Source organism: Anabaena sp. TISTR 8404 (genome assembly GCF_056847745.1).
In genome coordinates this window covers 3149514-3173478 of sequence record NZ_CP180578.1, presented here as the reverse complement: position 1 = coordinate 3173478, position 23965 = coordinate 3149514, and the positions used below count along the sequence as shown (strand labels likewise).

The window sequence follows — 23965 nt, the reverse complement described above, 5'->3', positions numbered from 1 at the left end:
CCTATTTAATGGAATAGTATGGACTTAATTACAGAGGCATTAATAGTGAGAAATTGATGTAATTTAACTTTATTTATACTTGATTTTTAAACACAAAATTATCAAGTTAAAAATAAATGATATGGCGTTGGCAATAATAATTGGCAGTGCTTGTAGAGCAAGACCATAAATTAACCACAATAACAGTCCAGTCATAAATGTAATCAACATCACAAAAGAAACATCTTTTGCTGATTTTGTTTGCCAAGTTTTAAACATCTGGGGCAAAAATGCTATGGTAGTTAATGCCCCAGCAACTAAGCCTAGTATGGTAATTAAATTCATTATTAATTACGATATAAAAAATTTACACAGAAATATTTTAGCAGGTTATAACTGAGAGAAAACTGTCCATTCTCTTAGTATATATACAGATGCAACTACATCAACTTTTTTTGCTCACCAGTATTACTGTTTTAGCTACCTTTGCAACGCCTTTAATCACAATTTTCACAGCACATTCTAGCATTCAGGTTTTAGCACAATCACCAAATGACAGACAAGCAGAAGCATCTCGCTTATTAGATCAAGCTAATCAGCAACTTGATCAAAGTCAATTTGAGGATGCGATTAATTCTTTTCAACAGGCATTAAATATCTATCGAGTCATTAAAGACCGAAATTATGAGGGGATAACCTTGCAAGGTTTAGCGGATACTTACTCTATTTTGGGAAAACATACAATAGCAATTGATTATTACCAACAGAGTTTAACTATTGCCAAAGAAGTTGAAAATATCTCCTTAGAAAGGGAGGCTCTGTTTCGGTTAGTTGAGTCTTATGAACTCATAGGAAAGACGAATCAAGCTGTGAAAGCTTACGAACAACTTTTGCCTTTTTTAGCAGAAAACTCTGCTCGTTATTATGGGGGAACATTGGGACGTTTCGGGAATTTATTTCTCAATGCTGGGAAACTGCAAGAATCTCAAATGAAACTTTTAGGTGGGATCAAGGTAATTGAAGATGGACTGAAAAATATCTTTGCTGATTCTGAGCTATCAGATATATCAAGAGTTTTTGTAGGTGACAGATATGAAGCACCATTTATCACTTTACAGCGTGTATTAGTTGCCCAGAAAAAGCCAGAGGCGGCTTTAGAAACTGCGGAGTGGTCAAAAGCCAGAGTATTAGTAGAGTTAGTCACATCTCGGCTATCTCAACCTGATCAGAAATTTGAGCCACCAAAACCACCTAAAATCAAGCAAATCCAACAAATAGCCAGAGAGCAAAATGCCACACTGGTGGAATATTCGATTATTCATCATCCTTTACTAGTCAAAACTCCAGGAAAAAGAGAATGGCAGGAATCAGAATTATATATTTGGGTAATTACACCTACAGGTAAAATTATATTTCACTCTGTTGACTTGACAAAACTAAAAGATGAAAATCATCTAACCTTAGACCAATTAGTTACTAAAATTCTCACTTCCAATCCTCATGAATGGAGTAACTATTTAAAACAATTACATAAAATTCTCATCCAACCTATTGCTGCCGATCTACCCAAAGATCCGAATGAACATATAATTTTTATTCCTGATGATGCTCTCTTTTTTCTCCCATTTTCAGCACTGCAAGATGAGAATGGCAAATATTTGATTGAGCAACACACTATCTTAACTTCTCCTTCTATTCAGGTTTTATCACTGACTCACCAAGAAAAAGCAAAAGTTAAACAAGCCGCTCTTAAAAATGTGTTAGTGGTAGGTAATCCCACTATGCCCAAAATCTCAACAAATGATGATGAAATTCCTCAACAATTAGAGTCTTTACCGTTTGCAGAAAAGGAAGCAAATAACATTGCTCGTCTGTTTAATACTAAAGCAATTATTGGCAAATATGCCACTAAAAGCAACATTCTACAGCGTATGAAAACAGCCCGAATCATCCATCTAGCGACCCACGGATGGGCTGAAGATCAAGGAGGTTTGGGAAGTTGGATTGCCTTAGCTCCTTCTAATGGAGACAACGGCTTACTCACAGCAGAAGAAATCCTCTCTTTAAAATTAAATGCCGAATTAGTCGTCTTAAGTGCTTGCAAAACTGCACGAGGCTCACTTACTGGAGATGGTGTAGTGGGATTATCGCGTTCTTTGATTGCTGCGGGAATACCCAGTGTAATCGTTTCACTATGGAATATCCCTGATGAATCAACTCAGTTAATCATGACTGAGTTTTATCAACATATTCAGAAAAATCCTGATAAAGCGCAAGCTCTACGTCAGGCGATGCTAAGTTTAATCAAACAACGCTATCATCCTTTGAGTTGGGCAGCATTTACACTAATTGGTGAATCATAATCAGGGACTTTCCACAAATAAACGACTAATTATCAAACATGAACACTGAGAGACTCTAAAGCCTGTTCCCTGTTCCCTGCTATATACTTGGTCGGAGAAAATCCTCGAAGACCTCTGCTTAATCAGCCCAATACACCGGAAAGCGTGTGTTTGGTTAATTTAGTTGCAAAAGCTATCTGCGTCCGGTGATTGGGAACGTTAAACCGATTAGACTTACTACAATACCTGACACTGACCATGATGACGCAATAAGTGGTCACATAGCACCAGCGCCACCATTGCCTCTACCATTGGGACTGCACGGGGTAATACGCAAGGATCGTGTCTGCCTTTGCCTGCTAATACTGTTTCTTCACCTTCACGAGTGACTGTTTTCTGCTCTTTTCTAATAGTTGCTGTGGGTTTAAAAGCAACTCGTAAAATGATGTTTTCGCCGTTAGAAATCCCGCCTTGAATGCCCCCAGAACGGTTAGTTACGGTGCGAATTTCACCATTTTCATCAATATAAAATTCGTCGTTATGTTCAATTCCTGTTAACAGCGTCCCGGCAAAACCTGACCCAATTTCAAAACCTTTACTAGCAGGAAGCGACATCACAGCTTTGGCAATATCGGCTTCTAATTTATCAAAGACTGGTTCACCCAAACCTTTCGGCACATTTCGGGCGACACATTCCACCACACCACCGATAGAATCACCTTGTCTGCCAGTTTGCTCGATTAATTCAATCATGCGATTAGCGCATTCTGCATCAGGGCAGCGGACAATGTTGCTTTCTACTTGTTCTAAGGTGACAGTATTGGGATCAACTATGCCTTCTAAATCTTTGATGCGTTTGACATAACCGATCACTTCTAGATTAGCAACTTGGCGGAGAATTTTTTTAGCGATCGCACCTGCGGCCACTCTACCAATTGTCTCCCGCGCTGATGACCGACCACCACCTTGCCAATTCCGAATTCCGTATTTAGCATCATAAGTCGCATCGGCATGGGAAGGGCGATATTTTACCGCCATCTCATCATAGTCTTGCGATCGCATGTCTTTATTTCGCACCAAAATCGCAATGGGTGTCCCTAGAGTTTTGCCTTCAAACACCCCAGACAAAATTTCACAGGTGTCTGCTTCTTTGCGCGGTGTGGTGATCTTGCTTTGTCCTGGTCGCCTTCTGTCTAACTCAAACTGAATTTCTTCCGCTGTGATCTCCAGTTGCGGGGGACAACCATCAATTACAACTCCCACACCGCCGCCGTGAGATTCACCAAAGGTAGTAATGCGAAATAGATGCCCAAAAGTATTGCCCATGATTGTGAGGAAAAAGGATAAGGCTTATGTATTCACTTTAGAGGGATAAGCTGTGTTTTTGAACTCCCCGTTAGGGGAGTAGTACGGTTATAGTACCGTTTTCTTCAACTCTTTAAATAGGAGCCTGCAACCGTAAGCGGCAGTTTGACTAATTACTAAGTTCCCAAAACCTTTCTTAACTTCCTTTTCCTTAATTCCAGAAGTAATATCACCAGATGCCATATTAGCTGTAAGTGACATTTGTACTGTTTGCATGGTCAAGTTTAAAGTAGCTTCCAGTTGTGGGGCTAAGTCTTTGTTGACCATAGGAAGTAAGTTTTGAGAAAGCGATCGCTTCAATTCCCTGAGTGCCTCGGCTTGTAATCTAGCAACGGCTTTCTTTTTCCACAGTTCTGGATTGTCCTGAAATTGGGCTTTACGCTGATCATAAAATTCACCTAGTTTTTGGCCAAACTCATTTTTAGGACGGGCATGGCTGGGAGCTATGATGTCCAAAACCCACAGATACAGCTGTGATCTGCAAAGCTTAGAACCCGCACCAGTGTTCATGGTTTCTTTGTCACCGCTGGAGCTTTCATCTTTGGCCATGCCCAATCTACGTTTAAACCGACCGAGCGATTCAAATTTGGTAATTGGATAAATTTGACTGAGAAGTAAAGCTTGTGGACGTGACCCAATACCAAATTTACTCATCACCTGACAGTAAGGGGTAAATTGTGGCGACTGCAAGATTTCTAGCATCTCTTGCTCTACTTCAGTTTCCCATTCTTGAAAGTCACACAGTAAATTAGCAAGCCGTCGAGTAAATGTAGAAATTTCTACACCATACTGTTTAGCAATGGATTTGTTGTAAAGGTTGTCATAGTAAAAGTTTTTTCTTTTTGTATGACGTTCTCGACCAGCAAGCCAAGCCCAAAGCGGCGGTAGTCCATCGGCTTCACTTGGATCACTTTTCATTAGTGCAGCTTCGGGGAATTCCCGCGCTAACTGTTGGCGAATCCGGTTAGCACATGGTGACTTGATCCGATTTAGCGACTGTATTTGGAGCCAGCATTCTCGAATTCTTGCCACTTTACCAGATTCAAACTGTAAGAAAAAATCTTCATCTTCCCAGTGAAGTAATGCGTAGGCTGCAAGTGCAAGCGCGTCGGCTTGGTCATTTTTATCTGGCAGTCGGTTTTGTTTTCGATAATGAACTGCCTCTTGATGACCAACCCACAACACTTTAATTCCTTCAGCTTCACAAATGTGTGACCAAATCCAACTGTAATGCACTCCAGTGGGTTCTAAAACAACAGCATCGGGCTTTAGTGCTAATAATTTTTTGACCCCATCAGCGTTAGCTTTAAATGTTAAAGGGTCGTTATCTTTCGGACGTTTATTATCACGAAAATAGCTTCTAAAGTTTTTAGGAATTGATGTTAATTCCCAAGCAACGACACTGTTTTTACATACATCTAAGCCTAATATTCTCATTTCAAGGTACAGTAATTGGGTATTTATTTGCAGCAAAAACTGTGCTAAAATGAGTCACGAATCACCCAAATTAGTAGTGTAACAATTCACTCTTAAACTCAAGCACAGTGGAAATAATTAACAGCAGTGGATTCGTGAATACATGAAACCTTTAAGGTCATTTCTACCGAAAAATCCATACTGCTGTGTTATTTCCCTCTACAAAGTAGAGGCGAGTGAGTTGCGCGACTCAACCCGCGACGCTGGCATAACTGCCAGCGTTTCGGCTACTGAGTCAAGTAGCCATCATCAGGCGGATTAAAACGGGATATCACCCTCTACTTCTATTCCGTGTTTATCAAAAAATTCTTTGATTTTCTCCCATCGGCTTCTAGCATTAGAAACATTAGTTTCTAAAAGTCTAAGGTCACTTTCTAGACTGTGTTTTTTGCTTTCTAAGCTCTGAATTGTTTTTTCTAATTTATCTGCTTTTAGTCCTAGTTCTGAATTTACAAATCCTTGAGCCAGTTGCATTACAGTATGCGGGTCTTCCCCTTCTTCAACTATTAATTCAACCTTTGCTGTTTGGGTATCGTCATATTTTTTAATTGAGCGTTCGTAGACTATAGTTTGATATTTCATGTTTATCCTCGTTTCACATTCCACGTTTTCTTAAAAATCTGTCTAAGTCACCATTGGTTACTTGGTCGATACTGGCTACGATGATTTCTTGTGGCTTAGATACTTGCTGAAGTGATGCTGTAATGCCACGCTCATTTAGTGCTGCTTGAACTTCAGGGGAAGCTAAGGCTATTTCTGCATCTGCATAATCTTGTGCGAGAAATGGAAATATAATTTCTCGCACATCATCACCAGCATTTGTGATGATGCTCAAGATATGATTTTTAGCTTGTTCAACTGGTGACTGTGGAATATAAAATTCAACTGTGACATCTTTTTGTACAAGCATTCGCTGTACATCAAAACTCCTGAGTGCTTGCTCAAATAGAGCTAAATTTGCCTCATCCTCAACGGCGATTCGGATTACTTCACCAATTTGAGCTAATCGAATCTGTTGTTTGATAATTTCTTTACCTCGACTAATCGCGGCTTGGCTCATAATTGCCTCCGATTTTTGATACGGTAATCATTACAAGTGCTTGCTTCTTGCCAAGTGGCCATGATGGCTGTGGCATTTTCACCAAAGAAACTTTGAGTTTCGCCGTTGTGCCAGGTGACAACAGCAACAGGACTGGGTTGTTCTTCAAATTGCAGCTGGCGAATTTGAGCTAAATTCAGCCAGCCGGCTGTGGGTGTTTTGCAAGTGAACACGGTGGGAACTGATATGATTTGCATAATGCTTAAATTCACGTCGCGGTGAGTTTAGGAAAAATTGCGATCGCGGTAATGTCGTTGTTAGTGCGATCGCACCATTCAGAATTTTTTTACCTGGTCGAAAGCGATCGCCGTTCCTGATGCTGCGATCGCTTTCGAGTATTAACCTTGAACCTCAGCCGGCTCCTTATCAAAAACAACTTCATAAACAGCACTAGGATTATGGCTGCGCAGGATGCTCATATAAGCATAGGCATCACTCCGACTGCGAAATCTAGCAACGCAGACATTACCCGATACACGGCAGCTAAAAATTGCCCAAGGTCTAAGGTCGTCTTGGTAACTCATAATAAAAATCCTATTTTTTGAGAAAAGCCAGCACAAACTGACACAATTGCTTGTGCTGGTATTGGCAATGGGAATTTGTATTACAAAAGCTCATCAGAGGGAATCGGCGGTAGGTGTAGACCGCCGAACGATAAAACCCTATAGAAAATTGTTGGTTATTTGTATCTGAATTTTTTCGTCTAAATTGATACCTCCAAAACTAAACAGCATGACTGTATTGGCGCAACTGTGAAGTGTGAAGTATGCACCAGGATTAGCACTAGTCACACATGACTAATGACTGTTGACTATTAACTTTTGACTTGCGAGGGTGTTTCCGCTGCGGTGCTAACAGCTAGTGCTGCGGTGGTGGCTCCTGAATTTGCCCTCACAGGCACGATGGCAAGGGTGAGGGGGGAGCGAAATTTAGTTTTCTATATGAGAAACTAGTGTTATGTTAATCATATAGAAAACTTCCTGTCAACAGTTTTCTATATGGGATTTCATTTTCTATATGTAAAATGGGTTTACCGTTGTGAACACAAAAAAGAATGGCAAGACCAAGGAAGTTAGCAGAAGACGCAAAAAACGTGTCCCTATTCATCAGCGAGAAGGATTGGGAGCTATTCCAGTCGAGAGCGAAAGCAATGGGACTGAGCAGAGCGGATTTAGTAGCCAAGATAGCCAGGGGAGAGATACCACTGGGCCAAATGTCTTCTTCGGATCGGGAAATAGCACTCTTGGGAAAATCTTAAAGCGCCTTGAGTTATTGGAAAAAGCTTTTAATTCATACGTTGGCTCTCACCGTCAACGTCTTGAGGCGCGACTTGATGAGAACAAAGAATTTGTAGATTACTTTGAACAAGAGATGCGGCTGGTTAAAGAGGAGATTTATAACCTAGCTGTTGAATCAAAGGAAGATGAACCCGATTTATAAACCGTCTTTGCCTGCATAGGTGAGGACGGTTTTGATTTACGATCGCAATTTTTAACTACACCAAGCATTAACTACACAAGAGCGATCGCTTAACCTCAACAACAAGCGATCGCCACTGACAATTTTTAAAAACTAAAAACCACCCTACGCAGGGTGGCTGCATTTACGTAATCGAATTATGCCAGGAAACCAGAAATTAAAAAACTCCCAGTGCAACTGGACAGAGCAACACGACGCATACTGCCTAGAACATAAAATTGCCCCCGCGGCCAAACTCCTGTGGCAGTGGCTAGTACGCCAGGGAATTGGAGAAGAAACAGAACCAGACTTAGCCGAGTTCAACGAGTGGGTACAGAAACACCGGGGCAAAGGTTACTGTAGACCAACACTCAAAGCGGCCTTTGCTCAACTAGTCGAACTGCGAGTAGTGCAGTTAGTTAAACAATTTACGTGGCGAATTGTCAGAATAGTTACACGACCCCTTGAATGGCTCAAGCCGAAAAAAAACTTACGCCACCGAAACGAAACTTTCACTTCACAGCACTCAAACCCGCAATCAGTCGAGCAACCCCCTAACAGCAGCAGCAATTCTTATAAGGGTGCAGCCGCGAAAGAGGAGATTCTCGCAGTTTGTGCAGAAGCTGGTATCTTTTATCACCCTGAAAAACCAGCCAAAATCTTTAACTATTCCCTCGATGAGATACTGTCCGCCATTGGCGTGTACAAATTGCGATCAGCTGTCGAGCGAATATTCAACCCTCCCGGCTGGTTGATTGAGTGCTTACAGTGGCGCTACTGGGAAGACTGGGGATTAGGAACATGAAACACCACCACCAGCAGCCAACATTGTTTGACTTAGAACAGTACACGACACCACCAACAATTAATAGTGCTTACGATGACACCTGGGATAAACCCAATTCCGTAAGAGACACTGTTCTGGAGCAAACACAGGATGCACCAAAACATGATTCTACTGTTCTGGAGCAAGCAAGAACAGATACAAACAAATCTGCTCCAGAACAGTCACACTGGGTAGAAAAGTACACCGTCATTCGGTACGCCAAAGAACATTATTATTACCGTTACCTGTGGATGGACGGCCGGAAGCTGCACCACATTCATATTCCTGGTGGCAATGTCAAAAGTGCGATCGCCATTGGTAGAAAATCACAGGTTGAAAGTGCGATCGCTGACGGTCGAACGCCTACAGAAATTAAAAAACTAATTCGCTCCTGGCGCTGAGTCTCCTATACTCCTAGTGTCAAGCATTCTCAATAAATGCAGCTTCACCCGGTGCAGCTTCCTGGGGCTTGTTCGAGCGACTAGAAAGCTTGATTTTTCGTAGAAATTTAGATTGATTTTGATTTATCGCAAAAATTTTATTGAGTATAAATAGCATTAAGACTGAATAAAAAATGCGATCGCGCCAACAGGCAGGAGAATAGCGATCGCACAAAAATGAATATTTCTGGACTTACCATAGCAAGTTGTCACGGCAGCACCCGCTGGTAAATTTCGTCTATGTCATCCCATGCGTGGTTTGCTAGTGCTTCTAGTGCGCGGGCTAAATCTTGTGGGTGGTCATAATCGCCCGCTTGTAGCTTGATATAAAAAATTTCGATTCTTAGGAATAACTCAGATTTCATAGTGTAGCGATCGCCTCACGGACTTCATCATCACTGACCTCGATATAACGAGAAAGAACCTTCAAGTCAGTGTGACCAGTGGCTTTTTTAATAGTTGCAAGGCTAACACCCTTTTTTGCCAGTTTGGTAATAAAGGTGCGGCGGGTGGAATGAGTGCTGATACCTTTAGCTGTCAAACCAGCTTTATCAACTGCACTGCGTAAAATCATATCTGCCCAACGAAGTGAAATCGGCTCACCTCCAGAGCGATCTGGAAATAACCAAGCTCCTTGTTCTGGTTTATAGGTTGTTAATGAATCGCGTAAAACTGGGTGTACAGGTACTTGCCGAGTTTTGCGCTTACCATCAGGACTGGCCTTGCGAGTCCTGGCACGAAAATTTATATAATCTCGTGGTGTACCGTCAGAGTTATAAACATCTGCAACAGTCAGTTTGATTAAAGCCCCCCATCGCTCACCCGTATACCAAGCCAAATCTAAAAGTAACTTATACTTTTGGCTTTTAATGTACCGACGAATTTTAGAATAGTCAGTCTCAGTTAAAATTGCTGACTGACCGTTCCGATTATTTTTCATGCTATTTTTTCTCTGCTTCTGTATTCCGGTTTAACCATTAGCAGTGGTTAAATCGGAATATTTCTAATATTAGTTATTAGTAATATTCTGCTCAATCCTATTGCTGGCAATAGTTACACGCCATCAGTAATACTTCTGCTTTTACATAAAACTGGAAGATTTACGCCTAATTAAATCCCGATTACAACGGATTTATTCACTTCAGTAAATCCGTTATGCCATCACCCACACTTGCACAGGTCTTTGGTGCGAATGCCAGTCAAGATTCATCAGTATTGACCATCAGTAAAACTGACTTAGCCGCGGTTGGACTAACAGCTAGTAATAGTAATACTGCTGAGAGTTTAGCGGTTGCCATCATATTACAAATGGCTAACTATTTAAACGAAACAAACCAAGGAACCAACAGCGATATTCAAGTAACTATTTCACAATCAGATTTTCAGTCTTTAGTAACTCGAAATAGTACTAATTATCGGCAAGTAACATTCAATATAAATCTACAAACCGTAGATACCTCATTCACTGTTGACCCCGATAATTATTTGTAATGGCAGCAACTAAAACTGATTCAAGTATTGTTGGAACGGTAACGCAAACTAGCTTAGTCAACGGCATCAAAACGGCAATGACTAATGCAGGTTTCACAAATCCAATCGATGATTACACAAGCGGCACTGACAGAATACTTGTTTACACAAAAAGCGTAGATGTTTCTAAAACTTACGGCATACTCTATTACAAAATCAGAATAACAACTGCACTGGCTGTATATGCACAGATACATTCTGGATGGAACGCCACAACTCATACAGGTAGCAATCCGGGAACAGAACAAGGTATCGCAACTTATGCAGCGTCAGGGGTTGTGTCTGTATCAGCTTTTAATGGTGGTAGTGAATACAGTCTCATTCAATTAGTGCAAAGCACAAACGTAGGTGCATTAGGGCTACTAGTACCAGCCAATAAGCCGACATGGTGGGATTTAAATAATTATCCTTATGGTATTGCTTTTGGGGTAAACCCTTATGGTGGAGGGCAATTAAGCTCATTGAATCCTTTTGGTAATACCGGGATGACCAATACTATCAATAATTCTGGCATGGGAACAGCTAATCCAATAACAAACAGACGGGATGTGTTAGCAGGAATTATTTATTATTCAAGTTCCAACGCTGGCATTGTTGGTAAAACGTCTGATGATTTAGCTTCTGTAGCTGCAAGTGGGTTGTCTAGATACGATGTAATTCAACCACAAAATACCAGCTACCAATATACAGTATTCAATAACATAGCTGGTGGCTTAGCTATTAGAACACAATAGTATGCCTAATGATTTATGGCAGAATTCATCCCTGTTAACTGATGCTTACCTTGTGGTTTTTGGAAGTCCCATATACGCATCAGAAACATTTATTACTATAGGCACTCCAGTGCCAGGAGATATCTATGGTAGTGAATCACTTTTTGATTCACTCAACAGTTTTCAGTATTACTTTGGATATCCCTTTACTCAAGATATTAACAATATTTATATTGCTAAATCAGAGTTAACAGGATTAACACCAGCAACCAGCAATTCAGCGCAATCATTAGTAGTCGCTTTAATTAATAGATGGATACCAATTTATGGTGACGACAATGTTTACAAGATAGTAGCTAGTGTATGGGGTGGTTATTCTTCTCAAGGCAAGAGAATTATTACTCTAGAAATCAAAGCTTATGATTATGTACTTTTAGATGATACACAAATCATTGAATATCCAGACACAGTAATAGACCCAAACAGATATTAGTATGACTTGTAATGTAGGTGATAAACCAATAATCAAATATAGTTTTAATAACGGCGGTGAACGCACGTACCAAACAACAGTTTCACCTGTAGAGGTAAGCACAGGTGACGCTGATGAAACAGGTTATAGGATTCGCTATACCTCCTATGCTTATGGTGTTCTAGAGCATGGATGTTTATCTGTAATAGGTGTCTTTGCAGGTGTGGAAGGAAGTCAAAACATTCCTTTTCTTAAATATATAGACTGTTTCGGGACAGAGCAATTTGTATTATTAACGAGTGAAAATCCTGTGCAGTATGTTTCTGGTGAGAAATGCGCAGCCAGCAGCGGGAATTGCAAGATTGAAATTAAAAATAGTAGCGGTGCAGTAATTTTCACAGATAGAGGTGAATGTCCCTGTAATTTTGATATTCAATGCGGTAAATGTCCAGAGGGACAATGCGAATGCTCCACGCCTAATTATCCTGGCTATTGTTGTGTTGATTGTGGTGAATTAGCAGGTGAAATTAGCAATATCAGAGGCTTAGTTAGGAGCATAAATAATGGCAGATAGTTGCAGCGAGTTAAGAGCAGAAATTACTGCATTACGTGCCGAAATTGCAGCCATCAAACCAGTGGATGAACAAAGTATTATTCAGCAATCTATTGCAGGTAGTCAAAATGTAATTCTTCCCGCTGTTGGTACATTGATTGCACAAAAATTTAATCCACTACAGGCAGCAATTGATAATGCTGCTGGTAATGCAGCCGAAGCTATGGCAGTGGCTAAAGGTGCGGCTAGTAAAGCAACTGACGCACTTTCTAAAGCTGGTAATGCCATCAGTAAAGCGTCAGACGCACTTGGCAAAGCTGGTAGCGCCCTTGATGCCGCCCTTGATGCTGGTGCAAAAATTGCAAGTGTAGCCGCTACGGTTGTGTCAATTGTCGCAAGCGTGGCATCATTAGCAACTTCTGTAGCTACCCTTCTCACTCTTGGCAGTCGCATAGATGCAGTAGAGTCTCTAGTAGACGGTGTTTCTGCTGGTCTAAGCCAAGCACTAGGTTTACTTAATGGTGTTAAAGGCATTGCTGTAAATGCCTTGAATACGGCGAACGGAGCAAACCAGACAGCTAATCAGGCATACGGCACAGCAAACACTGCCTTAAGTGTGGGTAACAATGCTCTAGCCATGGCCAACAATGCTGTAGGGGCAGCTAATAATGCAGCCAGCAGAGCCGACAACGCTTACAGCGCTGCAAGAGAAGCCAACGGCAACGCTATTGAAGCAGCTAACCGTGCAAATATCGCACAATCTACAGCTAATGAAGCTCTCGGTACTGCAAATCAAGCGGGAAGTGTTGCCCAGAACGCGGCTACCCTTGCACAAAGGGCAATTGGTGATGCTACTCAAGCTAAAGACCTAGCCAGAACGGCTAATAATACTGCAACAAATGCTCAAGGTGCAGCGGATAGAGCGCTAAACACTGCCAACGATGCTAAAGACACAGCTATTAGTGCCAGCAACATAGCAAACAACGCTCTGGCTGATGCTAATCATGCACTCGGAGCGGCAACTAATGCCCAAGCTACGGCTAACAGTGCATCTGGTAAAGCCGATAATGCGATCCAAATTGCCGGAGTTGGAATTGCGATCGCAACAGGTGCAGCCGGGGCAGCTGCATCAGCACAGGGTACTGCCAATAATGCTTTAAGCAAGGCTAATCAAGCATTAGGAAGAATAGGCGGACTAGAAGCAGAAATACGAGGTGCAAACGCATTGAACCAACAAGGATTACAAAAATTAGGACAAATTCAACAGCAAATTACAAGGATGCCCTCAACCTTGGCTAGTAGTGGCGAATTTACTGGAGCGATGGCAACTACAGCGGCTGAAGGAGTTTGTAGAACAACTCGCCCTGGTGGATGTTTAGGAAACAAACTTGATACTCAAAATGCAAAATTAGATGGTATTCAAGGATTTTTAAATCAATTAGGAATTACGGGTTTATCTGCTCAAATGGCTACAGAGTTCGCTGCTACTCGTGCGGCGATGGCAGCAGGCTTTACTAGTGTTTTGGGCAGAGTTGATGCAGTGCTGAATGCTATTAATCTTGCTGCTAATGCAGCTTTAATGAGAGCTATACAAACCGTAAATAATACAGTCAACACTATCAATACAAAACTTGGCGCACAAATTAATGGTGGTATCTCAGGGAAGTTAATACAAACTGTGCAATGGTTACAAATTGATAGAGTTTTAAATGTACTAACTCTTGGAGCAACCATTCATAATGCTGTGATGTTATCAAATGACATTGGGCAAACGCTAATAGGCTCAATTAATAATGTGCTGCAACTTGTAGGGTTAAAGGATGATAATGGACAACCTTTTAATATTGGAGTTGCTATTAGTAGTTCAATAGAAAATTTTATTAAAGGAATGATTGGGGCATCCAATTATCAGACACTAACTGAAAGTTGGGCAAAAGCTAACCGTATTTATCAAGCATCAGTCAACACTCTCAACGCGTTTCAAGGATTGGCCAGCGCAGTTCTAACCGGATTAGAAATGACTGCTGGTCATGTTGCCAAAATAGGTAATGCACTCCGAAAATCTGGCGAGGTTTTGGAATCAGCTTATGCTTGGATGAATCCTCAACCGAAATTCAATCGAGTTACTCAATTTTTAGAAGGGTTACAAAACGGTGCATCAACTATCCAAATGGTGACGCAAGCACCACTTGACATCATCAACGCTACGACTGAATTGACTAATGCAACAACTGAGTTAACTACGGCTATCAAAGAAGATGGAACCCCAGCGAACAAGGGCAAAGAAGCACCAGAACCAGAACAGTTAAAAGCCAATGAATCAACTGCAAAATTAACAAGTGCGGCTCTAGAATTAGCCGATTTAGATTTAGACCCAGATGAGTAAGTTATGCCATTACCAGATAATTTTAACGAGTGGGAGTTTCTTCAAGATACTGTACGCAGATGGCATAACAAAGCCGTGGCTCAGTGGTTTAAAAATCAAGAAGTAAACGACATTTCTACACCAAAAGCCGCCTTACGCCATGCTTGCACCATGAAAGATGGCGATACAAGCACCATGACAATGATGCGACTTTGGCTGTTTGAAATTACTGCGGGTCATGCTCAATCTCTACAGGCTCCTATCTATGGTATTCCTGTTACTGAAATGCAGCGAGATGTAACATTTAGACCACAAATTAAACTCTTTTTTAAAGAGCGTCCTGACGCTGATATGACTGATAGAAATTATCCAGCAACAGGTGAAATTACTTTTAGGTTAATGAATGAAACTTCAGCAACAATCACAAGAGCTAACGCTGAAACATTAGCAAGTGCCATTAAAAGAGAATTTGCAAATCCGATTTTTGTCTGGGAAAAAGGATGGTACAAATACACCTACAAAGACACAGATCATGGTTATGATTTGCGCTTACTTGTTAAATCAAAAGCAGAAGGTACTAGAATCGCTCGAAAAGTTTTAGAAATACAAGGGCATCCATTCAGTGATGATAATCAACAATTTATCGAGCATGACCGGAGCTATTCTTTAAACCCAGGAACTCATTCAGTCTACGGACGAACGATTAAAAAACCTGTACAAAGACCAAGGGTCGATGTCCGATTTCGTTATGCTCAGTTACTGATCAATGGCAGAGTTAACGCTATCAACCTAGTTGCAGTTAGTGAGGTTGGATTAAAGTCAGTTATAGAAAGAGTTTCCAGCGCTTAACTGCTCAAGGTTTTCTCAAAGAGAAGTATACTTGTCCTCTTACGCTTTTCTGCATTTTAGGGGTGCTAAAACCGAGAAAGATACTTTAAACACCAGTAATAATATGGGTAAAAGATTTAACAACCTCGACGCAGCCCTGAAATATCTACGCCCGGTAGGTGCTACCGAAACGACAGAAATACCAGACGCGCCAGCAAGTTCACAACTACGCCAATACCAGGACTACAAAGGTGGTAGGCGTTTAATTACATATACTCGTGCCACTGCTAGTAATCCTGGTGATTTGACAGCAGCAGCACTCAAGCCATTTGCTCTACCTGCGGCTGACACTACTAGTTTTTTGGTGGAAGTTAGTCAACGCGCTATCACTAATTTTAGTAATGCGGGAGTTAGCGCAACTGAATTGAATATAGATACGACTCCAGAGGGAACTGCTGATTTACAGAAGGTCAACGGATTTACACCAGCCAGAGCCGTAATCAAAAATGTCACCGGGACGAGTGCCACAACCAAAACTTCAAAAATCACAGGTGATACTTATAAATCTAAAGCAGGTGCATCCTATACTTACCCGTTTGGTCGCAGTACCGCCGACCCATCATATTCAGAAGTAAAAGCGGGTATTGCTGCGGCTGTAGCTGCTGCTACTGGTAACAAAGGTGTGAGCTTTAAGCCGGAGATTTACCGCTAATGATTAACGAGGTACTCAATCTACAAATCATCACCACAGCAGGGATGAGCATCCAAGAAAGCGAACACTTAATCAAACAATTGGAATGTGCTGAACTTGCAAAAAGTGCATTCATTAGAGGTGAACTAGAACTTGAGGATTATTGTGATATTCTGCAACTTTGCGGTGTAAATGTAGATGAGTATCTCACTTTAGTTGAAACTAATTTGAATGCAGCAGGGATACTATAAAAAGTGGCAGGTGAATTAAACAATTCACAAAACTGGTCTTTAGCTTATCAAGAATATAAGGAAGCTGTACAAGCAACGCCAGAAGGTGGTTATTATCCTCTGCCAGCTTTTGAGGTTCCTATTACTTTTAGTAGCAAAATACTAATAGCTAAAACAGTATCTACTATTCCAGCAGGTAAAAGGTGGAAATGGGCGGGTAATTTGAGAGCCTTTCAATCATTCCCCAATGCTGGTATTAATAGTCAAAAGTCAGAAATAGCACTTTACAGTTTATCTCTTAATCGTTCTAAATTATTAGTTTTACCTGAGATTGCTAGTGGCTATGAGTTGGTATTATCTGATGCTTACTGGCTGAGGAATTTACAACTCACAATTTATGAGTTTACGGGGCAATTAAGCAGTGAACTAACTGATTTAGTTCAGGCTGTTAAAGATGATGTCTTACGTGTTGAATCCAAAATTGATGCTTTATAAGTTGGTCAATCTCGGATTAATTTCCTACTTTTTATTCACGCTAGACAATCGCTGTCTATGCTCATTACATAAAATGATTGATTTTAAAAATTCCCTAGATGTAATTATTGGGATTTGTGCGCTAATTGGGATTGTCTATCGCATTAGCCACATGGAAGCAGCAATTTACAGAGAAATTGATAAAGTCTCAGATAAGATTGCTGACCAAATCCATACCATGCAAACAGATTTTTTGGTTCATAAGGCTGATTATCTTGTTCGCAAGGAATGGCACACCGAAACAGCACATGGACTTAAACAGATGATTAAACACAAGTTTAGTCGGCTGAATTTTCACATTATTGATATTCAGCAACATCTCAAAAAACAAACTGGCTTTGTTGTTCGCTCTCAACCTGCGGTTGATCCGGATGACATTATTGAAGATTAAAGCTTTAACTTGATTAATTTAAGGAGAGATTCAAATGTCTAAGCAAACACTCAATACACTTTCTACAATTCTTGGCTTGATTGCTGGTGCTTCCTCTCTTCTTGGCAGTGCCGGAGTGATTAATCATGGCTTGGCCGGCACAATTGGCGGTTTGGCTACAGCCATGCTTGGCTACCTGGTGCAGCAGCCCGCAACCGGAGAGCAGCAACCGCAGCCTAAATAACTCTGTGGGGATTCTACCGAGAGTTTTTGCAAATGTTAAGTTTCAAGAACTTGGAACTGGAGATTCTGGCAAATACAAAATTATCAACCTTGAAATATTCAGATTAGCTTTGGTTACAATGCCTTGTAGTAGTTCAAAGGTTGAGCCATGCCTGAGTTGACAGTTAATATCAGTGAAACTACTCATCAATCTCTATTAAAACTGGCAGCAACTTCCGGTGAATCAATTCAGACGGTTTTAGATAAAGCGATTGAAAATTACCGTAGGTATGTTTTTTTAGCAGAAGCTAACCAAGCTTTTACTGCTTTAAGGCAAAATGAAACACTTTGGCAAGAAGAACTTGCAGAAAGACAAACTTGGGATCAAACAATGGCTGACGGAGTTGAGGAGTAGTGATGCAAATCGCTAGAGGTGAAGTTTGGTTGGCTAACCTTAATCCTGTTAAAGGTCATGAGCAAGCTGGAAAACGCCCTTGTTTGGTAATATCAGTAGACTTGTTTAATCAAGGTGCATCTGGTTTAGTAGTGGTATTGCCAATCACTTCAAAAGATAAAGGGATTCCATTTCATGTAAACATTAATCCTCCAGAAGGTGGATTAAAAGTAACAAGCTTTATTAAGTGTGAAGATGTGAGATCAATTTCTATAGAACGTCTTGAACAGCGTTTAGGTATAGTATCGTCAATCATCCTGGCAGAAGTGGAAGATAGGCTACGAATATTGATGGGATTGTAGGAACAAATCGTAGTAATATAGCACCTTAATTGACACTATTTCTAAACTCAGAGCATCGATTTTAATCCTAATGTCCTACTGGGGCTTTTGCGCCTGCACCGCCTTTACCTAAGAACAACAACAATGGTAATGAGCAAAGAAACGCTACTCCTACCACTCGAAAGATATCTGCAAATGATAAAACAGCAGCTTGGGTATTGATAGTTTGCTGAAGTAAAGCCAGAGCTTGTTGCTGGGCGGTGGTTGTGTCCATCCCTTGGCTTTGCATTGCGCCAGTCAGCATATCAAGGCGCTGATTGGTTTCTAAATCATAAGGAGTGAGGTTAGTTGATAAAATCGCGCGGTGAAAGGCTTCGCGTTTATCTAACAAAGTCGTGAGGAGCGCAATACCGACACTACCGCCTAGTTGTCGGGTGAGGTTGTAAAAGCCAGAACCAGCAGAAACGTCTTGCTTGGGTAAGGGGCCTAAAGTTGCCAAACTCAAAGGTAGAAACATCAATACAGTAAAAGCTCCCCGCCAGACCAAAGGCCAAAATAAATCATCTGTGCCGGTTTGAACTGTTAGTTTGGACAAATCAAACATCACAAAGGCGGTTCCCACACCACCGATCGCAATTAATAATCTGGCATCGATTTTGGTGGATAATTTACCCAGCATAATCATCACGATCGCCGAGGCTAAAGCACCAGGAGCTAACAATAATCCTGTCTGTGTGGCGGTAAAATGCAAAATACTTTGGGCGAAAATCGGCACAGCAAACAGCGCACCATATAATCCCATCCCGACAATTGCTGATAAAAAACTGCCCGCAGCTAACGAACGGTGACGCAAAACTCTCAAAGCAACGGCGGGATGTGAAGTTTTCAGTTCCCACCAAATAAATAGTCCCAACCCCACAACACTAGCTACCGCCAAACTGGTGATAAACCCAGAGGAAAACCAATCTTCTTTCTCGCCTTCTTCTAACACAGTTTGCATACAGCCAATTGCCACTATCAAAAGGCTAATTCCTAACCAGTCAACGGCTTTACTCTGGGCTTGATTTTTGTTGTCCTTGGGCAGAAACATCCAACACATGGCTACTGCTAAAATCCCAAAGGGAATGTTAATGAAGAAAATCCAGCGCCAACCTAATGCGTCGGTGAGATAACCTCCCAACGTTGGGCCAATTGCTGGGCCAGAAATCACTCCCACGCCAAATACTGCTTGCGCCAAACCTTGCTCGGCTGGTGGAAAGGTTTCAAATAAAATAGCTTGGGCTTTGGCTAGTAATCCTCCACCAAATAAGCCTTGGGCGATGCGGGAAACTATCAGCATTGGGAGATTAATTGATAATCCGCAGACAACCGAGGCGATGGTGAAGCCAATCAAGGAAAAAATAAAGTATGTTTTTTTACCAAAGTAATCTCCTAGCCAAGCAGATAAAGGAATTAACACAACGTTAGCGATCGCATATCCCGTTACTACCCAGCCAATTTCACTGACTGTTGCTCCTAAACTTGCTTGCATGGATGTCAGAGCAACATTCACAATACTAGTATCAATGACTTCGAGAATCGCACCGAGAGCAGCAGAAAAAGCGATCGCCCACTTCAGCGGCCCTTGTACATAACCAGCTTGGTTAAAACTAGAACTTTTAGTAATAGCCATTTTTATCAATAGCAATCATATTGGAAGTAAGAAATTTCTAGAAAAAGCCCTAATTTCTTAGGGCATGGTTGTGCTTATCAATATATTTCGATACGGTAGCGTATCATATTAAGAAAGGTCAAGGGGGAATTCGCTAAAAATAGAAAATACTACCTAAAGGCAGAGAAAATTGCTTGTATAGCAGGAGCCTCAATGAAACTTGTTTCATAACCAAGGAAAGTAGTCCTTCTCCTATTCCCAACTCACTATTCCCTAGTCCCTACTGTCTATGAATAATCCCTCTGGTAGACCACGTAGTACCCACGTAGACCAAGCAATTCTTGAAGCAACCTTAGACTTACTAGCAGAAATCGGATACCAAAGCATGAGTATAGAAGCGATCGCCTCTCGTGCTGGTGTTGGTAAAACAACAATTTACAGGCGTTACACATCCAAAGAAGAATTAGTTGCAGATGCGATAGAAAGTCTGCGAGAAGATGTATCAATACCGGATACTGGTAGTTTCTGGGGAGATATGGATATTGTAATCAACAATGCCGCAAAAAGAATCCAAAGTCCCCTGGGCCGCCAGACACTCGCCTTGATTATTAGTACAGCCTCTAGCAATCCGCAATTTGCCCAAGTTTACTGGAAAAAATATACCAAACCCCGCCGTGATGCTTTTGCACAAGTCATGGAACGTGCCAAGTCTAGAGGAGAAATTCAACCGGATGCGGATATTGATTTAATTATCGACCTAGTGAGTGGGTCACTATATTACGCCTTGGTCTTTAAACCTACTCCAGAACCATTAGCCAGCTATATGCGCCAGACAGTAGAACTGATAATTAAAGGTGTCGGTTATGAAGTATGAGGTATGAAGTCTGAAGTGTGAAATTTCGTACTTTATTCAACTCTCTTCGAGAGAGGCAACAGGGAAGAGGCAACGGGCAACAGTGAGATGTCATCAGGAGGAAAGCTTAACAGGCAACAGGTTGTTTCTTTCTGTTCCCTGTTCCCTGTTCCCTTATTAACCAATAACAAATGACAAGCATACTTAAATATCAGCATTAAATCTTCATAAACCTAAAGCCACTATGTTGGCAATCAGATTTCTTTGATCCTGATCAATTTAACGGCAAAACTTGACAGACAAACTAATCTTCCGTGACTTCTGGTGTCTCTTGTTGCAGTATTGCGTGGCAATATTGAATTAGAGTAGTGAGGCGATCGCCAATGGTTTGAAGTCTTGCTTGTGCCGTTGCAGCCTGTCGTGCGCCTTGGAAAAATGTGACATCAATTTCCAATAAGCGCAGTTGTTTGCTAATTTCCGTCCGATAAGACTGCTCTTTTGAGTCTTCTGCTGCTAAAGGTACAATTTCTCGTTGAAATAACTGCTGTAACTCAACAACACGCTGTCGCAGTTGGGTTTTGTCAAGTTGCACAGCAGCGATATCAGACCGTAATTGCACTAATAAGTTTGCAAGCGCTTGATATTTCTGACAATTTAAAGACATCTAGTGCCATTTAAGATAGTATTAATGACAAGAAATTTTTCTTCTACAGTATATCTTCTTGAACCATTATCTCTATCACAAGCCTCAAATCCCCCTTTGAGGCTTTATTCGCCATCTATGGTTTTTCAAGCTTATGCTTATTAAAACCGAAAATGGATGATTACACAGGCAATTTAGTGATCATCCTCACACTGCATTTACCACCCCCACCAGGGATACAGGATCATCAACCGTTGATGCTGTAAATTTTGTCCATCTCTACTATCCACCGATCACCTCTTGTATGAGCGGCATAGCTACTAGTACTTCAATTGACGTTACACTTCCAGAATGGCTAAACAAGTGTTTACGAGAGTCATCACCTAGAAGTGTCGAACCAGAAGACCGCAGGCAGAATGATGCATCGTTAATTTGTCGAGCATTTTCATTTGCCTATCAACTCCATCATGGACAATTTCGCAAATCTGGAGAACCATACATCTATCATCCCGTCGCCGTAGCTGGTTTGCTGCGTGACTTAGGGGGTAGTCCTGCTATGATAGCAGCTGGTTTTCTTCATGATGTAGTTGAAGATACAGATGTCACAATTGAAGAAATAGAAGAGCTATTTGGCTCAGAAGTACGGCGGTTAGTCGAAGGTGTCACCAAGCTTTCTAAAATTAATTTCAAAAGTAAAACCGAAAGCCAAGCCGAAAATTTCCGCAGAATGTTTTTGGCAATGGCGCAAGATATCAGAGTAATTGTAGTCAAGTTAGCAGATCGTTTGCATAATATGCGAACTCTGCAATACATGTCAGAAGAAAGCCGCCGTCGCAGCGCCCAAGAAACACGAGATATCTTTGCACCTTTAGCCAACCGCTTGGGTATTTGGCATATTAAGTGGGAACTAGAAGATTTAGCATTTAAATATTTAGAACCAGAAGCTTTTCGCCAAATTCAACAGCACGTTTCGGAAAAACGCACAGCGCGAGAAGAAAAATTAGCCAAAGCTACAGAAATTTTACGAGAACGTTTACAACAAGCCGGAATTCGCTGCATAGATATTAGCGGTCGTCCTAAACATTTGTATAGCATTTATCAAAAAATGCAACGACAGCAAAAGGAATTTCATGAAATTTATGATTTAGCAGCACTGCGAATTATTGTACAAACTAACGAAGAATGCTATCGAGCCTTAGCTGTCGTTCATGACGCTTTTCGCCCGATTCCCGGCCGATTTAAGGATTATATCGGATTACCCAAGCCAAACCGTTATCAATCTTTGCATACTGGGGTAATTGGTTTAACTGGTCGTCCTTTAGAAATCCAAATTCGTACCCTGGAAATGCACCGTATCGCTGAATATGGTATTGCAGCCCATTGGAAGTACAAAGAAACAGGTGGTTCTAATAGTACATTGACCGCAGCCGATGAAAAGTTTACTTGGTTACGGCAGCTGTTAGAATGGCAAAGCGATTTGAAAGATGCACAAGAGTATTTAGATAGTGTCAAAGATAACTTATTTGAAGATGATGTTTATGTCTTCACTCCCAAAGGTGATGTTGTATCTTTAAATCCTGGTTCTACCACCATAGATTTTGCTTATCGTATCCATACAGAAGTTGGTAATCATTGTGCAGGCGCACGGGTAAATGGGCGCATAGTACCTTTATCAACCCGACTGCAAAATGGCGATATTGTCGAAATTATTACCCAAAAGAATAGCCATCCGAGTTTGGATTGGTTGAATTTTGCCAGAACATCCACCGCAAAATACCGGATTAAGCAATGGTACAAGCGATCGCGCCGCGAAGAAAACGTCGCCCGTGGCCGAGAATTGTTAGAAAAAGAACTCGGTAAAACTGGCTTTGATAATCTGTTGAAATCAGATGCAATGCAGACTGTCGCCGAAAAATGCAACTATCACAGCGTGGAAGATTTACTCGCAGCTTTGGGTTATGGCGAAGTTACTTTGAATTTGGTACTCAACCGCTGGCGCGAAGTTGTGAAAGCACAGCAACCTGCAACAATGATTATACCGCCATTTGTACCAAAAGAATCATCAGCAACAGCCAAAGCTTTACGAGATGTACCTCACAGTAGTTCCCGTGCCAGCGATTCGCCAATTGTGGGTGTGGAAGGTTTGGTGTATCATCTGGCTGGGTGTTGTACGCCGATCCCTGGAGAATCAATTATTGGCGTAGTCACACGCGGTCGGGGAATTTCCATCCATCGTCAAGGGTGTCACAATTTAGATAATGTGGAAGGCGATCGCTTAGTACCAGTAAAATGGAACTCATCTGTAGAAAATAGTTCTCGTCCCCACACTTACCCTGTCAATATCCAAATAGAAGCTCTTGACCGTGTAGGCGTTTTGAAAGATATTTTATCACGTTTGAGCGACCAAGGGATCAACGTCCGTCATGCCCAAGTCAAAACAGCTAGTGGACAACCAGCATTAATGGACTTAGGTATAGATATACGCGATCGCCCGCAACTAGAACAAGTGTTTGTCCAAATTAAAAAAATGAGCGACATTATCAACATTCGGCGCGTTGGTCAGGCTGAGGAGTAAGGGGACAGGGGACAG

Annotated in this window: 31 protein-coding genes; 21 read left to right on the top strand and 10 right to left on the bottom strand. The window is 41.4% G+C overall.

From position 1 onward, the window contains the following. Window positions 1–69: 69 nt before the first annotated feature. On the bottom strand, window positions 70–324 hold the full coding sequence (locus ACMX3D_RS13785; protein WP_482751961.1) for a SemiSWEET transporter: 255 nt from the start codon (window positions 322–324) through the stop codon (window positions 70–72). Window positions 325–413: 89 nt separating this feature from the next. On the opposite strand from ACMX3D_RS13785, the gene ACMX3D_RS13780 reads away from it, so the two are divergent. Then, window positions 414–2342: a CHAT domain-containing protein gene (locus tag ACMX3D_RS13780; protein WP_482751960.1), complete on the top strand. Its 1929-nt coding sequence runs from the start codon at window positions 414–416 to the stop codon at window positions 2340–2342. Between the two features lie 216 nt (window positions 2343–2558). Here the strand turns inward: ACMX3D_RS13780 and aroC are convergent, their stop codons facing one another. Together aroC and ACMX3D_RS13770 are read right to left on the bottom strand one after the other, a co-directional pair. Continuing rightward, on the bottom strand, window positions 2559–3647 hold the full coding sequence (gene aroC / locus ACMX3D_RS13775; RefSeq protein ID WP_482751959.1) for a chorismate synthase: 1089 nt from the start codon (window positions 3645–3647) through the stop codon (window positions 2559–2561). A gap of 87 nt (window positions 3648–3734) precedes the next feature. Then, window positions 3735–5123 carry an IS110 family transposase gene (locus tag ACMX3D_RS13770; RefSeq protein WP_482751958.1) on the bottom strand — a complete coding sequence of 463 codons (1389 nt, stop codon included), beginning with the start codon at window positions 5121–5123 and terminating at the stop codon, window positions 3735–3737. A 142-nt stretch (window positions 5124–5265) separates the two neighbouring features. On the opposite strand from ACMX3D_RS13770, the gene ACMX3D_RS13765 reads away from it, so the two are divergent. Then, window positions 5266–5424: a hypothetical protein gene (locus ACMX3D_RS13765; protein WP_482751957.1), complete on the top strand. Its 159-nt coding sequence runs from the start codon at window positions 5266–5268 to the stop codon at window positions 5422–5424. Here the strand turns inward: ACMX3D_RS13765 and ACMX3D_RS13760 are convergent. The 4 genes from ACMX3D_RS13760 to ACMX3D_RS13745 form a co-directional block, all read right to left on the bottom strand. After that, window positions 5421–5744, bottom strand: coding sequence for a hypothetical protein (locus ACMX3D_RS13760; RefSeq protein ID WP_482751116.1), 324 nt, complete (start codon window positions 5742–5744; stop codon window positions 5421–5423). The two genes, ACMX3D_RS13765 and ACMX3D_RS13760, sit on opposite strands and share 4 nt — an antisense overlap. A 13-nt stretch (window positions 5745–5757) precedes the next feature. Beyond that, on the bottom strand, window positions 5758–6222 hold the full coding sequence (locus ACMX3D_RS13755) for a hypothetical protein (RefSeq protein WP_482751115.1): 465 nt from the start codon (window positions 6220–6222) through the stop codon (window positions 5758–5760). Next, window positions 6219–6458, bottom strand: coding sequence for a hypothetical protein (locus ACMX3D_RS13750; RefSeq protein ID WP_482751114.1), 240 nt, complete (start codon window positions 6456–6458; stop codon window positions 6219–6221). Before ACMX3D_RS13750 ends, ACMX3D_RS13755 begins: the two co-directional genes overlap by 4 nt. 141 nt (window positions 6459–6599) lie before the next feature. After that, window positions 6600–6785, bottom strand: a complete 186-nt coding sequence (locus tag ACMX3D_RS13745; RefSeq protein ID WP_482751956.1) for a hypothetical protein — start codon at window positions 6783–6785, stop codon at window positions 6600–6602. A 297-nt stretch (window positions 6786–7082) separates the two neighbouring features. Between ACMX3D_RS13745 and ACMX3D_RS13740 the strand changes: the two genes are divergently transcribed. The 4 genes from ACMX3D_RS13740 to ACMX3D_RS13725 all read left to right on the top strand — a co-directional run bounded on the left by ACMX3D_RS13740 (window position 7083) and on the right by ACMX3D_RS13725 (window position 8946). Then, complete coding sequence (locus ACMX3D_RS13740; protein WP_482751955.1) at window positions 7083–7214, top strand: hypothetical protein; 132 nt, start codon at window positions 7083–7085, stop codon at window positions 7212–7214. 85 nt (window positions 7215–7299) lie between these two features. Then, window positions 7300–7701 (top strand): hypothetical protein, encoded by a 402-nt coding sequence (locus ACMX3D_RS13735; RefSeq protein WP_482751954.1) that lies wholly within the window; start codon window positions 7300–7302, stop codon window positions 7699–7701. A 178-nt stretch (window positions 7702–7879) separates the two neighbouring features. Further along, entirely contained in the window at window positions 7880–8524 is a 645-nt protein-coding gene (locus ACMX3D_RS13730; RefSeq protein WP_482751953.1) for a hypothetical protein, read from the top strand. Beyond that, window positions 8521–8946 carry a hypothetical protein gene (locus ACMX3D_RS13725; protein ID WP_482751952.1) on the top strand — a complete coding sequence of 142 codons (426 nt, stop codon included), beginning with the start codon at window positions 8521–8523 and terminating at the stop codon, window positions 8944–8946. The genes ACMX3D_RS13730 and ACMX3D_RS13725 overlap by 4 nt, the downstream gene beginning before the upstream one ends. A 400-nt stretch (window positions 8947–9346) precedes the next feature. Here ACMX3D_RS13725 and ACMX3D_RS13720 read toward each other — a convergent pair whose 3' ends face one another. Next, window positions 9347–9925, bottom strand: coding sequence for a tyrosine-type recombinase/integrase (locus tag ACMX3D_RS13720; RefSeq protein WP_482751951.1), 579 nt, complete (start codon window positions 9923–9925; stop codon window positions 9347–9349). Between the two features lie 215 nt (window positions 9926–10140). On the opposite strand from ACMX3D_RS13720, the gene ACMX3D_RS13715 reads away from it, so the two are divergent. The 13 genes from ACMX3D_RS13715 (at window position 10141) to ACMX3D_RS13655 (ending at window position 18249) form a co-directional block, all read left to right on the top strand. Beyond that, window positions 10141–10476 (top strand): hypothetical protein, encoded by a 336-nt coding sequence (locus tag ACMX3D_RS13715; RefSeq protein ID WP_482751950.1) that lies wholly within the window; start codon window positions 10141–10143, stop codon window positions 10474–10476. Continuing rightward, complete coding sequence (locus ACMX3D_RS13710) at window positions 10476–11249, top strand: hypothetical protein (RefSeq protein WP_482751949.1); 774 nt, start codon at window positions 10476–10478, stop codon at window positions 11247–11249. The genes ACMX3D_RS13715 and ACMX3D_RS13710 overlap by 1 nt, the downstream gene beginning before the upstream one ends. A gap of 1 nt (window position 11250) precedes the next feature. Beyond that, window positions 11251–11721, top strand: coding sequence for a hypothetical protein (locus ACMX3D_RS13705; RefSeq protein ID WP_482751948.1), 471 nt, complete (start codon window positions 11251–11253; stop codon window positions 11719–11721). Between the two features lies 1 nt (window position 11722). Continuing rightward, complete coding sequence (locus ACMX3D_RS13700; protein WP_482751947.1) at window positions 11723–12274, top strand: hypothetical protein; 552 nt, start codon at window positions 11723–11725, stop codon at window positions 12272–12274. Continuing rightward, a complete protein-coding gene (locus ACMX3D_RS13695) occupies window positions 12264–14639 on the top strand; it encodes a hypothetical protein (protein ID WP_482751946.1) in 2376 nt (791 codons plus the stop codon). Before ACMX3D_RS13700 ends, ACMX3D_RS13695 begins: the two co-directional genes overlap by 11 nt. A 3-nt stretch (window positions 14640–14642) precedes the next feature. Beyond that, window positions 14643–15467, top strand: a complete 825-nt coding sequence (locus tag ACMX3D_RS13690) for a hypothetical protein (protein WP_482751945.1) — start codon at window positions 14643–14645, stop codon at window positions 15465–15467. Between the two features lie 103 nt (window positions 15468–15570). Continuing rightward, window positions 15571–16158 carry a hypothetical protein gene (locus ACMX3D_RS13685; protein WP_482751944.1) on the top strand — a complete coding sequence of 196 codons (588 nt, stop codon included), beginning with the start codon at window positions 15571–15573 and terminating at the stop codon, window positions 16156–16158. Further along, the gene (locus tag ACMX3D_RS13680; RefSeq protein ID WP_482751943.1) at window positions 16158–16388 is read left to right on the top strand and encodes a hypothetical protein; all 231 of its coding nucleotides are present in this window, start codon (window positions 16158–16160) and stop codon (window positions 16386–16388) included. Before ACMX3D_RS13685 ends, ACMX3D_RS13680 begins: the two co-directional genes overlap by 1 nt. Window positions 16389–16391: 3 nt before the next feature. Next, window positions 16392–16862 carry a hypothetical protein gene (locus ACMX3D_RS13675; RefSeq protein WP_482751942.1) on the top strand — a complete coding sequence of 157 codons (471 nt, stop codon included), beginning with the start codon at window positions 16392–16394 and terminating at the stop codon, window positions 16860–16862. 73 nt (window positions 16863–16935) lie between these two features. After that, on the top strand, window positions 16936–17292 hold the full coding sequence (locus ACMX3D_RS13670) for a hypothetical protein (RefSeq protein WP_482751941.1): 357 nt from the start codon (window positions 16936–16938) through the stop codon (window positions 17290–17292). A 34-nt stretch (window positions 17293–17326) separates the two neighbouring features. After that, window positions 17327–17515, top strand: a complete 189-nt coding sequence (locus ACMX3D_RS13665) for a hypothetical protein (protein ID WP_482751940.1) — start codon at window positions 17327–17329, stop codon at window positions 17513–17515. Window positions 17516–17662: 147 nt separating this feature from the next. Continuing rightward, window positions 17663–17908, top strand: coding sequence for a hypothetical protein (locus ACMX3D_RS13660; RefSeq protein WP_482751939.1), 246 nt, complete (start codon window positions 17663–17665; stop codon window positions 17906–17908). Window positions 17909–17910: 2 nt separating this feature from the next. Next, entirely contained in the window at window positions 17911–18249 is a 339-nt protein-coding gene (locus ACMX3D_RS13655) for a type II toxin-antitoxin system PemK/MazF family toxin (RefSeq protein WP_482751938.1), read from the top strand. A gap of 67 nt (window positions 18250–18316) precedes the next feature. Here the strand turns inward: ACMX3D_RS13655 and ACMX3D_RS13650 are convergent, their stop codons facing one another. Next, complete coding sequence (locus ACMX3D_RS13650; RefSeq protein WP_482751937.1) at window positions 18317–19900, bottom strand: DHA2 family efflux MFS transporter permease subunit; 1584 nt, start codon at window positions 19898–19900, stop codon at window positions 18317–18319. A gap of 268 nt (window positions 19901–20168) precedes the next feature. Here ACMX3D_RS13650 and ACMX3D_RS13645 point away from each other — a divergent pair, with 268 nt between their 5' ends. Beyond that, the gene (locus tag ACMX3D_RS13645; protein ID WP_482751936.1) at window positions 20169–20753 is read left to right on the top strand and encodes a TetR/AcrR family transcriptional regulator; all 585 of its coding nucleotides are present in this window, start codon (window positions 20169–20171) and stop codon (window positions 20751–20753) included. Between the two features lie 283 nt (window positions 20754–21036). On the opposite strand, the gene patD is transcribed toward ACMX3D_RS13645, so the two are convergent. Beyond that, window positions 21037–21396 carry a heterocyst frequency control protein PatD gene (patD, locus tag ACMX3D_RS13640; RefSeq protein ID WP_482751935.1) on the bottom strand — a complete coding sequence of 120 codons (360 nt, stop codon included), beginning with the start codon at window positions 21394–21396 and terminating at the stop codon, window positions 21037–21039. Window positions 21397–21679: 283 nt separating this feature from the next. Between patD and ACMX3D_RS13635 the strand changes: the two genes are divergently transcribed. Continuing rightward, window positions 21680–23950: a RelA/SpoT family protein gene (locus ACMX3D_RS13635; RefSeq protein WP_482751934.1), complete on the top strand. Its 2271-nt coding sequence runs from the start codon at window positions 21680–21682 to the stop codon at window positions 23948–23950. Window positions 23951–23965 lie beyond the last annotated feature (15 nt).